Raw genomic sequence first — 13,896 nt, forward strand, 5'->3', positions numbered from 1 at the left:
CAAGAACAGCGATAGGATTTGTAACTCCTTGTTTTGCCTGTCATCGCGAGCGCCCGCAGGGTGCGTGGCGATCTCGGTTCACGATGGCGAGATTGCTTCGCTTCGCTCGCAATGACAACTTTCTATCGCTGTTCCTGGGTTGACTTGATCTCTACAATCCTATATTATTCTAAGGGTCAATTCCTGAAATGAATGATGACAAAGGCGTGTGATTCGGGGAATTTTCCCCCTCGGTCTGGAGGTTGAAATTCAAGTGAAGTTTAATACGATCGACGAAGCCCTTTTTGACCTTAAAAAAGGGAAAATGATCATCCTTATCGACGATGAAGACCGGGAAAATGAAGGCGACCTGGTGCTTGCCGCGGACCAAACGACTCCCGAGGCCGTTAATTTTATGGCTAAATTTGGAAGGGGCCTGATCTGTCTTGCCCTGACGATTGAGAGGACTGAAGAACTCCAGTTATCTCCCATGGTTTCTGAAAATACGGCTCCGACAGGAACGGCTTTTACCGTCTCCATCGATGCAAAAAAAGGAAACAGTACCGGAATTTCGGCGGCAGACCGGTCCAATACGATTTTAATGGCCATTGATCCAAAAGCAAAACCGTCGGACTTTGTAAGACCCGGACATATTTTTCCCCTGAAGTCGCAAAAAGGGGGAGTGCTTAAACGTTCGGGACATACCGAAGGCTCGGTGGATCTTGCCCGGCTTGCGGGATTATACCCTGCGGGGGTAATTTGCGAGATATTAAATGAAGACGGCACGATGGCCAGGGTGCCGGAGTTGATGGAATTTTCTAAAAAGAATAATCTGAAAATTATCACCATTAAAGATTTAATTGAATATCGAGTCAAGAGAGAGTTTCTGGTCAGGCGGGTTGCCGACTCGCGGCTTCCTACAGATTTCGGAAACTTTCATGCGTTTATTTATGAAAACGAGATTGACCATGAATCCCATGTCGCCCTGGTCAAGGGGGAGATTGCGGGGGAGGAGCCTGTTCTCGCGAGAATCCATTCAGGGTGTCTGACGGGAGATGTTTTCAGCTCCCTCCGGTGTGAATGCGGAGACCAACTCCATCGTGCAATGGAAATCATTGAGAAAGAAGGCAAGGGGGTCATCCTTTATATGCACCAGGAAGGGAGAGGCATCGGACTGGTTAATAAAATCAAAGCCTATAAACTTCAGGAAGAAGGACTGGATACGGTAGAAGCTAATTTGGAGCTCGGATTTAAGGCGGACTTACGGGATTATGGAATAGGCGCCCAAATTTTAAGAGATCTCGGATTGGAAAATATCCGTTTGTTAACCAACAATCCTAAAAAAATCGTCGGATTGGAAGGATTTGGGCTGAAAATCGTGGAACGTGTCCCCATCGAAATCACACCTCATGACCAGACGCTTCGTTACTTAAAGACAAAAAAAGACAAGCTTGGCCACATTTTAAAGAAAGTTTAGCTAGTGAAGCGACCGGGCTTAGCCGGCGCGAAACGTGGGAGTTCGGGGGTATCGGAGGATTTCAAGAAGTGAAACCGTACGGGCCCCTGAATATGAATATGCGGGTTCCAGTCAAAAAACCAGAGGCCCTCAAGGGGGGAAAATTAACTTTTGCCGTTATCGTCAGCCGGTTCAATCCCGAAATTACAGGGAGGTTGCTCAAAGGGGCGATGGCCGGGTTAAAGGAATGTCAGGTCGATGAGAAAAATATCGTCGTTTTTGAAGTTCCGGGCGCCTTTGAAATTCCTCAAGCCGCGGCCCAGGTTGCTAAATATCGCAAGGTGGATGCCGTGATTTGCCTGGGCGCGGTCATTCGGGGAGAAACCCCTCATTTTGAATATATCTCTTCTGAAACCTCCAGGGGGATCATGGAGGCGGGGACAAAAACCGGGGTCCCGGTTTTATTCGGCGTTTTGACCGTCAATAGTTTACAGCAAGCCATGAAAAGGGCCATAGGAAAAAATAATAAGGGCCGGGAAGCGGCCCTTTCCGCCGTGGAAATGGCGCAACTCTTTAAAAGAATCAAAGCGAAAATGGCAAGAGAAGCGACCGGCTAAGCCGGCGCGGAACGCGGGGATCGGGGGCATCGGAGCATCCGCCGAAGGCGGGGCGCACGGGCCCTTGAATAATCAATCGATGGGAACCAGACGAAAATCACGTGAATGCGCATTACAGGCCATGTTCCAGGTTGATATTACCCATGACCGGCGATATTTGCTGGAGCGGTATTGGAAGGAGAATCCCTGCTCCGAAGTTGTGAAGGAATTTACGACTCAACTGGTAACCGGATGTCTTGAGCATTTGTCTGAAATTGATAAAATCCTTGAGAAGCATACCGAAAACTGGTCTTTGTCCAGGATGGGGCGTGTTGATCGGAATGTCCTCCGGCTGGCTGTTTACGAGCTTTTTTATCGTGAGGATATCCCTGCGAAGGTTACTTTAAATGAGGCGATAGCGATTGTGAAAAAATATGCGGAAGAAACTTCCGGAGCGTTTATTAACGGGATTTTGGACAGGATCTTAAAAACGGAGCCAAAAATTCAGAAAAAATTGGAAAGCCTGGATACGGCCAGCGTGAACGGGGAATCTTTATGAATGTTAGGGTCCAAAGCCTGAAGGCCATTAGCGTTGCCTCCGATATTCTGGTGTTGGGATTTTTCGAGGAAAACGCTCCCCCCCGGGGACTGGCCGGAGAGGTAGACTGGGCGCTTAACAATTCTCTTTCTCTTTTAATAAAGTCCGGAAAAATTTCAGGTCATTTCGGAGAGGGTGTTCTCGTTTCATCCGAGAAAACCAGAACATCGAAAATCTTGTGGGTGGGATTGGGGAAGAAAGAAGGGTTTAATCATATATTGCTCCTGAAACTAGCTTCTGATGTGTATCAAAGATTGGTCATGTTAGGGGTCAAAGAGGCCTACCTGGATCTCTGGGATATCGAAGGAAGCCACCTTGATTTTTCTTCCGCGTTAAATGCCTGTTTAAATGGAATTTGTCAAAGCCAAAAAGAAATGTCAACTTCCAGGTTTATCGATCTTACGTTTCATTCCAGGGAGAAAGACAGGGTCAGGGAGATGAATCGTTTTCTTAAAGATTTTGATTTTAAATCCAAAGCGTCCTTCGCGGTTGGCGGAGAGCTTTTTTCTCAAAGGAAATAAAGCCGGTGATCGAGCGGTACAGCCTCCCCCAAATGTCTCAATTATGGAGTGAGGAAAAAAAATATCAGGTGTGGTTTGAGATCGAACTTCTGGCCTGTGAAGCCATGGAAAAGCTCGGCATTGCCTCAAGGGAGGACGTCGAGAATATTCGGACGAAAGCCAAAATTGATTTAGAACGGATTGCTGAAATCGAGGCGGTTGTTAAACATGATGTGATTGCCTTTATTACGGCGATTTCGGAAAAAATCGGGCCTTCCTCCCGGTTTCTTCATTTGGGAATGACCTCCTCCGACGTTGTCGATACCGGCCTGGCGATACTTTTAAATCAGGCCTGCGATATTCTGATAAAAGACCTGAATCGAGCCTTGGGGGTTGTTAGAAACAAGGCCTACGAATACCGCGATACCCTGATGATCGGGAGATCGCATGGCGTGCATGGCGAACCGATTACGTTTGGCTTCAAGCTTGCGCTCTGGCATGCGGAACTCAAAAGAAATCTTGAGCGGCTTAAAAGCGCGAAAGAAGCGATTCGGGTCGGAAAAATTTCCGGTTCAATGGGAACCTTTGCCCATCTTGATCCTTTTATTGAGGAATATGTTTGTGAGAAGACCGGGTTAACGCCTGATCCTATTTCTAACCAGGTTGTGCAGAGAGACCGGCATGCTCAATTATTAACGACGCTCGCCATTTTAGCCGGAAGCCTTGAAAAATTCGCCGTCGAAATAAGACACCTCCAGCGTACAGAAGTCCGGGAGGCGGAAGAGTTCTTTTCAGAAGGTCAAAAGGGCTCTTCATCGATGCCTCATAAACGGAACCCGATTGGGTCAGAGAACATCACCGGCCTTGCGCGAGTCATTCGTTCAAACGCGTATGCGGCTTTAGAAAATATTCCTTTGTGGCATGAGCGGGATATCAGCCACTCCTCCGTTGAGCGAATTATCCTTCCCGACAGCACCATTTTAATGGATTATATCTTAAACCGCTTTACGAAGATTGTAGAGAATTTAACGGTGTTTCCCGACAAGATGACCCGAAACTTAAACTTAACTCATGGCGTCATCTATTCGCAGAGGATCCTGCTCGAACTGGCAAAAAAGGGGGAACAGAGGAAAGAAGCTTATGAGATCGTTCAGAAGTTAGCCATGGAGGCATGGCAAAACGAACGATCTTTTGAAGACCTCCTTTTAAATGACCGCGCGATTCTTTCCTATATGAGCCTGGAAGAGTTAAAGGCCTGTTTTGATCCGGGTTATTATGTGCGGCATGTGGCCGCTATTTTTAAAAGAGTGTTTCAGGATTAAGAGGAGCAACTGGCTATGCCAGTGCGGAGCGCGGGGTTCGGGGGCATCGGAGCATCCGCCGAAGGCGGGGCGCACGGGCCCCTGAATATAACGAGGTATTTTTATGATTAAAAAAGAGATGATTTATGAAGGCAAGGCCAAAAAGCTTTATTTAACCGATGACCCGGAACTCATTATTCAGTTTTTTAAGGATGATGCGACGGCTTTTAATGCCCTAAAAAAAGGGACCATTCTTAACAAAGGGGTTTTTAATAATCAAATCAGCGAAAGGTTGTTTAATCTTCTTGAGAAGGAAGGGATCCCCACCCATTTTGTAAAACGATTAAACGACCGCGAAATGTTAAGCAAGTATATCAAGATCATTCCTATAGAAGTTGTTGTCCGAAACGTCGCGGCAGGCAGTTTATCCAAACGGCTTGGCATCGAAGAAGGGAAATCGCTTGAATTCCCGCTCATCGAATTTTATTTAAAGAATGACGCGCTGGGAGATCCTTTGATCAATGACCACCACGTTGAGCTTTTACATTTAACGACGAAAGAGAATTTAAAAACGATTGAAAAACTGGCTTTGAAGATCAATCAGGTTTTAACAAAGTTTTTTGATTCCAGAAATCTTATTCTGGTTGATTTTAAACTTGAATTCGGGTTTTTTCATGATCAAATCGTTTTAGGGGATGAAATTTGCCCCGATACCTGCAGGTTATGGGACAAGACCTCGCTTGAGAAGATGGATAAAGACCGCTTTAGGAGAGATATGGGGAAGGTGGAGGAGGCGTATCAGGAAGTCTACCGCCGCGTCACCTCCTGAGAGCGGCTGCTGAAAAAGTCCATCTGCTGCGTTCTCGCTCCTCGGTTTCCTCAACGTACCTACTACGTACGCCTGCGTCGCCGTCGGAGCTGCGGCCTTGCATATGGAGTTTTTTGAGCAGCCTAAAAACCCGCGTTTCTTTAAAAAGGAATAAAGAATATGAAAATTGAAATTCACGTGACGCCCAAAAAGGGGATCCTGGATCCCCAGGGGAAAGCCGTTCACCACGCTTTAGAAAGTTTAGGTTATTCCGGTTTATCGGAAGTCCGCATCGGAAAATTGATTCAAATGGAAGTCAAAGATTCAAATCCTCCTCTAAGTCCTGCCGTCATCAAAGAAATGTGTGAAAAGCTTCTGGCCAACACCGTGGTGGAAGACTACACGTTTAAAATTATCTGATATAATTAAAACGTTATAGAACAACCTACAGTGTTGTAAGAGATCGTATAGGTAAACGGGAAACTGGCTTTCGGAGCCTCCCTGCGTTCAAACACGCTTGCTTAAAAGCGGGATTGAAGCCATACGCTAATGATGATGAAACCAGGCAAGCTTTAAATTTTATTCATGACGGATAAACGGTTATGAGTTTAGAGGGACAGCTGGAGGATCTCGGTCTTTCCGATATTCTCCAGATTTTAAGTTTAAGCAAAAGATCCGGCGAACTTTCCATTAAGCGGAAAGAAGAAACCGGATATGTTTTTTTCAGTAAAGGTCAGATTATTTTTGGCAGCTTGCCCTCCCGCGGATCATTCGGCTCCTTGCTGGTAAAAAAAGGGGTGGTCCCAAAAGAAACACTCGAAAAAGCCATTTCTCTTCAAAAAGCAAACAGCGTCAAAAAACCGATCGGGACAATTCTGTACGAACTGGGGGCCAGCAAAGAATTGATTGAAAGGGAATTACGTTACCATATTACCAACGTCGTGAAAGAATTTTTTAGCTGGAAAAAGGGATTTTTCCATTTCGATCTGGGATCTCCCGGTGATGGATCTATTGTTCTTTCAACCGGGATGAGCGCTGAATACCTGTTGTTGGAGGGAGCAAGAATTTCCGATGAGGAGGCAAGAGAAGGAAAATCCCCCGATGAATCCGGCGGGCAGCTTGACGAGAAACTCCTGGAAACACCGTCAGAGCCAAACCGTAATTTTCAAGAGGAAATTCAGAAGGAAAACGCGTTAGAAAATACCTCTCAGGAGCCGGAGCAGGGACATCGAAAAGATTTGCAACTTCTGAACGCCATGATCGATGAATTATCCTCGCCCTCTTCGGGCGGAGAAATTATTTTGCTGATCCTTCGTTTCGCGAGCGAAATTTTGAACCGGACGCTTATTTTTTTGATCAAGCAAAATGCAATTATGGGATGGGGGCAGTGTGGCGTTGTTTTACCCGGGAAAACGCCTGATGATGAGATCCGGAAAATTAAAATACCCTTATCCGAGGAATCCGTTTTTAAAATCTCTTTAGAGACAAAAAGCCGTTTTAAAGGGAGATTAGAAAAAAATAAATGGAATTCAGAGGTCATCAGTCATCTGGGGGGCGATTGGCCCGAAGAGGTAATGGTTGCCCCTATTATGAGTGAAGGGAAAATGATTGCTTTTCTTTATGGAGATAATGTCCCCTTAAATAACGGGATCGGTGAAACGGAGGGGCTTGAAACGTTTATTAAAGTGGCTGGTTTTGCGTTTGGAAAAATGAAGGCGGAGAAAAAAGGCCAGAAATAAGATGATCGCCTGGACAAGAAATTGATTGTCGGCTATTTTTAATTTAAAGGGATAAGGAATATGAATAAAAAAGTCTTGGTCATAGAGGATTCATCGACAATGAGGTCTTTGATTGTAACCACAGTTGAAGATTTGAAAGGGTTTGAAACCGTTGAGGTCAAAAATGGAATCGAGGCGTTAAAAATGCTTCCCACCCAGAAATTCGATCTTATCATTACGGATATCAATATGCCCAATATTAACGGGTTGGAGGTCGTAAGTTTTGTTAAAGGCCACCCCCAATATCAAATGATTCCCATGATTATTGTTTCAACGGAACAGGGAAAAAAAGAAATTCAGAAAGGCTTGTCCCTTGGAGCTTCAGACTATTTGACGAAACCTTTCCATCCCGAAAATCTTAAAAAAGTCATTCAAAAGGTCATGTCGGAATGAGCGTAAAAAAACAAGATAACCTCCTTAAAGATTTCATGGTCGAGGCCGAAGAAATTATTGAAACCGTGGATCAAAATCTTTATCTCCTGGACAGTGAGAAAGATAATGGAGGGGAACCTTCCCCTAACGCGATTCATTCCCTCTTTCGAGCGGTCCATACCCTCAAAGGTTCGGCTGGAATGGTCGGTTTGATGCCGGTTTCAACTCTTTCTCATCGCATGGAAGACCTGCTGGACAGACTCAGACTGGGAAAACTCAACTGGAACATCGCCGTTTTTGATTTGTTGACGGAAGCAACGAACGGTTTAAGGACCCTGCTTAAAATGATGAATTCTCCGGATCAAAAAAGGCTGGACATCACGCCGACGGTGACCCGGATCGAAAAAATGCTGACCGGAGAGGCTCTTCAGGACGAAAGCCCTCTTTCCGGGAGCGGAGTGGACCCCGAGATTTTAAAAACGTTTACGGAATATGAAAGCCACCGCCTGACTGAAAACATAAAGAAAACCTTTCATATTTACGAAATACGGGCCCAATTTAAAATGGATTCCTTTGATGTCGACCTTGCCCGAACGTTAGAACAGATTAAAGCTTTCGGAGAAGTGATTGCCTCTTTGCCGGTTACCGGGCTTTCTTTGAATGAAGGGATCATGTTCAAGATTATTGTCGCGTCCAAAGAGGACCTTGCTCAAAAGGAAATAAAGTGGGCTGGAGAAAATATTCAAATGGTAGAGGTGAAAACCGCTGGTTTTCTTAATTCCACCGGCGCTGAAAAGTCCGTTTCTCCCCGGACCCATGAAGAGAATTTTGACTCGATAAAAAGCGTGACTCAAACGGTCAGGGTCGACATTTCCAAATTGGATACGCTCATGAATATTGTCGGAGAACTGGTTTTAAGTAAATCCGTCATTCATCAGATGGCGAGAACCCTGATTGAGCAATATGGCGTTACATCGATAGGCGTCGATTTTCAGAAAACCCTGGAAAGTATGGGGAAGAAAATTGGGGATTTACAGGAAAATTTAATCCAGGTTCGAATGACCCCTGTCGGTCAAATCTTTGATCGCCTGTTGAGGATGGTTAAAAAGATTTCCAGGGAGATTAACAAGCCGGTTAATATTCATATTTCGGGAGAGGAAACGGCCCTGGATAAATCGATGATCGAAGCCATCGCAGATCCTCTCATGCATCTGATCAGAAATGCCATTGACCACGGCCTCGAGGTCAAAGAAGAAAGAAGCAAGGCGGGAAAGTCCGAGGCCGGGAATATCCATTTAAGAGCGTGTCAAAAAGGGAACCAGGTTTTAATCGAAGTGGAGGATGATGGACAGGGGATTGAATTACAGGCAGTTTACCAAAAGGCGATTGAGAAAAAACTTGCGGATCCCAAAAGAGATTACTCTCCAAAAGAACTCATCGATTTTATTTTTCTGCCCGGATTCAGTACGAGTAAAAAGGTTTCAGATCTGTCGGGCCGGGGAGTCGGCCTGGATGTGGTGGCCAAAAACATTGCCAGGCTGTCCGGAATGGTGGACGTCAGCACGGATCCGGGAAGAGGGACGAAATTCTCAATTACCCTTCCTATTACACTCATTATTATTCGGGCGCTCATCGTCAAGATCGGAATGGAAACCTATGCCCTCCCGCTTAACTCAGTTTCAGAAAGTCTGATCGCGGACGCCGGGGATATTCAATCCATAGATCAGCGAGAGGTCATTCAGTTAAGAGATCACACCCTTTCTCTTCTTCGGTTGGAGGAACTTTTCCAAATGAAGCTCCCTCCCTCCAGAAAGGGATCCCTCTATGTTATTGTCATTGGGTCGGCGGAAAAAAGAATCGGTTTAATCGTCGACGATATTCAGGGCCAGCAGGAGATCGTCATTAAGTCTTTAGGAAATATATTAGGAACCATGGCGGGAATTGCGGGAGCCTGTGAACTGGGAAATAAAAAAACAATTCTTGTCCTTGATGTGGCGATGCTGATAGAGGCGGCTTTAAAGAAAAATAGATAGCCTTTCCCGCCATTGGGAATGAAAAAGAGGAAAGATATGGAGAAGATGCCAAAAAAAATGGGAACAAAATCCGTGTGTGAAAAGGTGGGCATTTCGCCCCGTCAACTGGAATACTGGGTTTTAATTGGCGTGGTCAAACCGAAAACAGAACCTCACGGGACTAAAATTTTCAGAAAATTTTCAGAAGAAGATATCTATTTACTGAAACGGGTGAAAAATCTGACAGACGAAGGGGTGTTGGTCAGCCGGGCGGCCGAAAAGGTTAAACGAACCACCGGGGTGGTTTTATAACGCACAGGGTATCCTTAAAATGGCTAAAACGACTAAAAAGGCTCGAAACATTAAAACAAATAAAACAGGCAAGAAAACTAAAAAGGTTGACCGTGAAAGAGGAGAAGCCTTCAGCGCGGAGCCAGGTTCTTTTTCAAATCCTGAAAGCGCCGAAACGATGCCCATTGGGGCAACGACGATATTCGAAGGGGATAAGGATTCGGTTCAAAAGGATGGCGAAGGGACATCTCCCGATACCCGGTCGTCCCTGGGGAGGGGCGAGGAAATTGAAAACGATCCGGAAAAGGGTCAAAACGAATCCGGGGGACAGGTGGTTGAGTTATTGGGCTTCCTTCTCGGCCATGAGGAATACTCGATTCAGGTCGATCAGGTTAAAGAAATTATTCGGCCCATTGAATTAACCTCGATTCCGAGAAGTTCCCCGATTCTGATGGGAATAATCTCTTTGAGAGGAATCATTATTCCGCTGTTTAATTTAAAAAACAGATTTGTCAGTCTTCAATCGGAAAATGGAGAAAACCGGCAGGAAATGGCGGATTCTTTGAAACGATTTGTGATCATCCAAACCCATCGGGGGAGCCTGGGGCTTCTCGCGGATAAAGTGACGGAGGTCATGAAGATTAAGGAGAGTCATATTAAACCTTCTCCCCCTTTATTGAATAAAGAGGGCCAGGTGTTGATCCGCGGGATTGTGAATTTTAAAGAACGGCTCGTCATCCTGCTGCACACAAACCGTGTTATCGAAGTGATTGAAAAGGAAATGGAAGAGGCCGGCAGGTCATAACAAACGCCTTTCATTTAAGAGAAAACGTTTTCATTAAGATTGGAAGAGGATTAGAAAGTATGTTTTCAAATCAAAAAAGTCTTGCGGGAAGGTTTTTATTTCATATCAGCTGGTTTTCCCTCCTGATCAGTTCCGTGATCATTCTGTTTTCAAAAACAATGATTGAGAATGAATTACAAAACGCCGCGATTCCAACGGATGAAAAGATTAAAAATATTTTATGGATTCATATTGGATCCATCGCCTTTTTAATCCCGTCAGGAATCGCTGTTGCCGTGTTGTTGCTTAAAATCCTGACCCGGCCCCTAAAGGAAATGACCTTGATGACGATTGACATTTCTAAAGGGGACTTCAGCCGCAGAATGGCAGTGAAATCGAATGACGAATTGGACGCGCTGGCGAAAACCCTTAATCAAATGACCGATAATCTTAAGCGGGTCATTTTACGTTTTCAAGAATTTTACAACGAGGTCGTGTCCATGTCCTTAAAGATTCTATCTTCCTCGGAAAAGGTGACCCAGAGCACCTCCACTCAGGTCGAATTCGTTGAAAAGACAAAGGCGGTAACCGGCAGATCCCTTCAAGAGATTTCTGACGGGATTTCCATTTTGCTGTCCGCGTCGGATACAACCTCCTCCTCGCTTCTCGAAATGGGGGCCAGCATCGGCGATATTTCTAACCAGACCGAAGCGCTTTCAAGCGCTGTAGATACAACGTCAGCCTCTCTTATCGAGATGACTTCCTCCATAAAAGAGGTGTCGGAAAATGTCGTGCGCTTATCGATTACGGCGGAGAAAATGGCCGACGCTGTCAACGCCATAGACTCTTCCGTGAAAGAGGTCGAAAGAATTGCCAAAGAGGCGGCTCAAATCTCCGAGAAGGTCAGTTCGGACGCTCATGAACTTGGAGTCCAGGCCATTGTTAAAACCATTGAAGGGATGAAAAAAATCAAGGGAACCGTTGAAAAAACCTCCCATGTGATAAAGCGGTTGGGTAAGAGCTCTGAGGAAATCGGAAAGATCCTCACCGTGATCAACGAAGTGACGAAACAGACGAATCTATTGGCGCTTAACGCGGCGATTCTCGCCGCCCAGGCCGGGGAACAGGGAAAAGGGTTCACAGTCGTCGCTGAAGAAATAAAAAAACTTGCGGATAAAACCGCTTTGTCCACGAATGAAATTTCTCATCTGATCAGTAATGTTCAGACGGAAACGAGAGACGCGGTTAACTCCATCCAAATCGGTTATGAGAGCGTGGAAGAGGGAATGCGCTTTTCTCTCGCGGCAGGAGACGCAGTCGGGAAGATTCTCGAAAGTTCAAAGACCTCTGCGTTGATGGCAAGAAAAATAGAAGAAGCGACGGGGGAACAGGTAAAGGGAATTTGTACGGTCAAGGGAGCCGTCGAAGAAATAACCTCCATGTCCAAAGAGATTGTCCGGGCCACCCGGGAGCAGAAGAAGGGAGGCGAGCAGATTATGAATGCCACCGAAAAAATGAGGATGGTTTCAAAGAAGGTTCGTCTTTCGACCGAAGAACAGGTTCAGGGGAGCCGGCAAATTACCCAGGCCGCGGAAAACGTTAACTCCAAAATTCAGGGAATGGTCAAAGCCATCGATGAGCAAAAGAAATGGCACGACCTGGCCGGAGCTTCAATCCTTGAGATTGAAAAAATTGCTTATTCTCATTTTCAGATGGCAAATGAAATGACCGGTTTGATCAGACAATTGGTCAAGCAGACCGAATTATTAAAAGAAGATACCCAACAAATCAAGGTGTGAGTTTTAGTGAGGGCATGATGGACTCAAACTTCCAAATTCTTCATTTTAACGTTCAGAAGAAAGGGTTTTCACTTCCCCTGGCCGGCATCGTCGAAATTATTTATTTTAAGCCGCCCATGGAAGTTCCTCATTTACATGAACCTTTTAAGGGCGTAATTGACCTGAGGGATAAAGTGATTCCGGTTATTGATTTAAGGCAATTGCTTGAATTCAAGCCCGCCGGGGATGTTCCCGCTGAACATATCCTGATTATTAAGTTTAAAAAAACATTCATGGGCTTGATTGTGGATGAAGTCAAAGACGTTCTTTATCTCTCAGCGGGCCAATTGCAGCCCGCGACCTTTCAGCATGAGGAACAAAATAAATATTTAAGAGGGATTTTTAAACATAAAGATGAACTCATTATGCTGTTGGATCTCGACAGGGTAATGGATTTGGAAGCTTACCAAATGTTGAATCAGCTGGTGTGAGGTTCCTGGCCAAAAAATAAAATTAAAGGTAACGGGCGGACCGGCGACGGTCCTCTTCTATGCGAGCGAGGAGAAAATGACCACCTGTGTAAAATGTAAAGAAACCATTGAATTGTCGGAAAACATCAAAAACATAACGGATGAAGTCATCTGTCCTAAATGTCACGCTCGATTTAAGGTCAAATGGAAAATGGACCTGGAGCTTGTTCCCGAAATGGAATTGGCTCCCGTTCAGGAGAAGACTCCGTCCAAAAAAATTCTGGTCGCGGTTGACGGAGAAGCGACTCAGGAAGTGATGAGGGAGGTTTTGACGCGGGAAGGTTTCGAAGTTTTTCTAGCCGGAACCGGTAAAGAGGCCCTCTCGATCCTGGAAAAAGAGCGCCCGGAAGTGGCCTATCTCGACGTGGCCCTTCCCCAGGTCCTCGGTTTTGAAATTTGTGAAATCATCAAAGAAAGTTCTCAACTGAAAGGAACAAAGGTCATTTTGGTTTCCTCCATCTACGACAAAACTCGTTATAAAAGGGAACCGAAGTCTCTTTATGGAGCCGACGATTATATTGAAAGACACCATATTCAAGATTTATTAATCCCGAAACTCAATCAATTATTTCAAACTGAAAACGTGATCGTTGCTCCAACGGTTCCATCCGGCCCTCCGGTTTTCGAGGAGGAACAGACGGATAACCTTCCGGTTACCGGGGAGGCGCAGCCCGAAGAAGCGTGCCAACCGGCGGCTGTGATCGAACCTGTTCAGGAAGAAGAGTTGTCTTTTCTGGAGGGAGCCAATGAATTTCTTCTTGAGGACGCAAGAGAGGAAGAACCGGTTTCTCAGGAGGTTCCCCTGGAGTCCCCTGCAGAAACATCTCCCCTTTCTTCCGAGGAAAAGGTTCAGCATGAGGAAGCCAAACGGTTGGCCAGGATTATTATTTCCGATATCGCGCTTTATAATCAAACCGCCATTGAAGAGGGCATTGAAAGCGGCAACGTAGAGGAATTGCTTAAAAATGAGATTCAAGAGGCGGAAAAGCTTTATCAGGAGAGAATTCCCAGGGAGATTCGGGAAGGGACCTCATATTTGCACGAAGCCCTGCACGATTTGGTTGAACGGAAAAAGAAATTTATGAAACAACAAAAGTGAACATCAAGAGGATC

At 45.4% G+C, this 13,896-nt stretch carries 15 protein-coding genes; all 15 read left to right on the plus strand.

Going from position 1 to position 13,896, the window contains the following annotated elements:
* Nucleotides 1–253: 253 nt before the first annotated feature.
* The 15 genes from HYR79_03990 (at nt 254) to HYR79_04060 (ending at nt 13,882) form a co-directional block, all read left to right on the plus strand.
* Nucleotides 254–1,456: a bifunctional 3,4-dihydroxy-2-butanone-4-phosphate synthase/GTP cyclohydrolase II gene (locus HYR79_03990; GenBank protein ID MBI1820850.1), complete on the plus strand. Its 1,203-nt coding sequence runs from the start codon at nt 254–256 to the stop codon at nt 1,454–1,456.
* A 98-nt stretch (nt 1,457–1,554) separates the two neighbouring features.
* Nucleotides 1,555–2,052, plus strand: coding sequence for a 6,7-dimethyl-8-ribityllumazine synthase (locus HYR79_03995; protein MBI1820851.1), 498 nt, complete (start codon nt 1,555–1,557; stop codon nt 2,050–2,052).
* Nucleotides 2,053–2,131: 79 nt separating this feature from the next.
* Nucleotides 2,132–2,590, plus strand: coding sequence for a transcription antitermination factor NusB (gene nusB, locus HYR79_04000; GenBank protein ID MBI1820852.1), 459 nt, complete (start codon nt 2,132–2,134; stop codon nt 2,588–2,590).
* Nucleotides 2,587–3,150 carry a hypothetical protein gene (locus HYR79_04005; GenBank protein ID MBI1820853.1) on the plus strand — a complete coding sequence of 188 codons (564 nt, stop codon included), beginning with the start codon at nt 2,587–2,589 and terminating at the stop codon, nt 3,148–3,150. The genes nusB and HYR79_04005 overlap by 4 nt, the downstream gene beginning before the upstream one ends.
* Before the next feature lie 5 nt (nt 3,151–3,155).
* Entirely contained in the window at nt 3,156–4,451 is a 1,296-nt protein-coding gene (locus HYR79_04010; GenBank protein MBI1820854.1) for an adenylosuccinate lyase, read from the plus strand.
* A gap of 103 nt (nt 4,452–4,554) precedes the next feature.
* On the plus strand, nt 4,555–5,259 hold the full coding sequence (locus HYR79_04015; GenBank protein MBI1820855.1) for a phosphoribosylaminoimidazolesuccinocarboxamide synthase: 705 nt from the start codon (nt 4,555–4,557) through the stop codon (nt 5,257–5,259).
* Nucleotides 5,260–5,418: 159 nt separating this feature from the next.
* Nucleotides 5,419–5,658 carry a phosphoribosylformylglycinamidine synthase subunit PurS gene (purS, locus tag HYR79_04020; GenBank protein ID MBI1820856.1) on the plus strand — a complete coding sequence of 80 codons (240 nt, stop codon included), beginning with the start codon at nt 5,419–5,421 and terminating at the stop codon, nt 5,656–5,658.
* A gap of 182 nt (nt 5,659–5,840) precedes the next feature.
* A complete protein-coding gene (locus HYR79_04025) occupies nt 5,841–6,977 on the plus strand; it encodes a DUF4388 domain-containing protein (protein MBI1820857.1) in 1,137 nt (378 codons plus the stop codon).
* A gap of 60 nt (nt 6,978–7,037) precedes the next feature.
* A complete protein-coding gene (locus HYR79_04030; GenBank protein MBI1820858.1) occupies nt 7,038–7,409 on the plus strand; it encodes a response regulator in 372 nt (123 codons plus the stop codon).
* Nucleotides 7,406–9,421, plus strand: coding sequence for a chemotaxis protein CheA (locus HYR79_04035; GenBank protein ID MBI1820859.1), 2,016 nt, complete (start codon nt 7,406–7,408; stop codon nt 9,419–9,421). Before HYR79_04030 ends, HYR79_04035 begins: the two co-directional genes overlap by 4 nt.
* Before the next feature lie 45 nt (nt 9,422–9,466).
* Complete coding sequence (locus tag HYR79_04040; GenBank protein MBI1820860.1) at nt 9,467–9,712, plus strand: MerR family transcriptional regulator; 246 nt, start codon at nt 9,467–9,469, stop codon at nt 9,710–9,712.
* Between the two features lie 19 nt (nt 9,713–9,731).
* The gene (locus HYR79_04045; GenBank protein ID MBI1820861.1) at nt 9,732–10,496 is read left to right on the plus strand and encodes a purine-binding chemotaxis protein CheW; all 765 of its coding nucleotides are present in this window, start codon (nt 9,732–9,734) and stop codon (nt 10,494–10,496) included.
* Nucleotides 10,497–10,555: 59 nt separating this feature from the next.
* On the plus strand, nt 10,556–12,274 hold the full coding sequence (locus HYR79_04050) for a HAMP domain-containing protein (protein ID MBI1820862.1): 1,719 nt from the start codon (nt 10,556–10,558) through the stop codon (nt 12,272–12,274).
* Nucleotides 12,275–12,288: 14 nt separating this feature from the next.
* A complete protein-coding gene (locus HYR79_04055) occupies nt 12,289–12,744 on the plus strand; it encodes a chemotaxis protein CheW (protein ID MBI1820863.1) in 456 nt (151 codons plus the stop codon).
* A 76-nt stretch (nt 12,745–12,820) separates the two neighbouring features.
* Nucleotides 12,821–13,882 carry a response regulator gene (locus HYR79_04060; protein MBI1820864.1) on the plus strand — a complete coding sequence of 354 codons (1,062 nt, stop codon included), beginning with the start codon at nt 12,821–12,823 and terminating at the stop codon, nt 13,880–13,882.
* The last annotated feature ends 14 nt before the right edge of the window (nt 13,883–13,896 follow it).

It is taken from the genome of Nitrospirota bacterium (assembly GCA_016178585.1).
Taxonomy (GTDB): Bacteria; Nitrospirota; Nitrospiria; order JACQBW01; family JACQBW01; genus JACOTA01.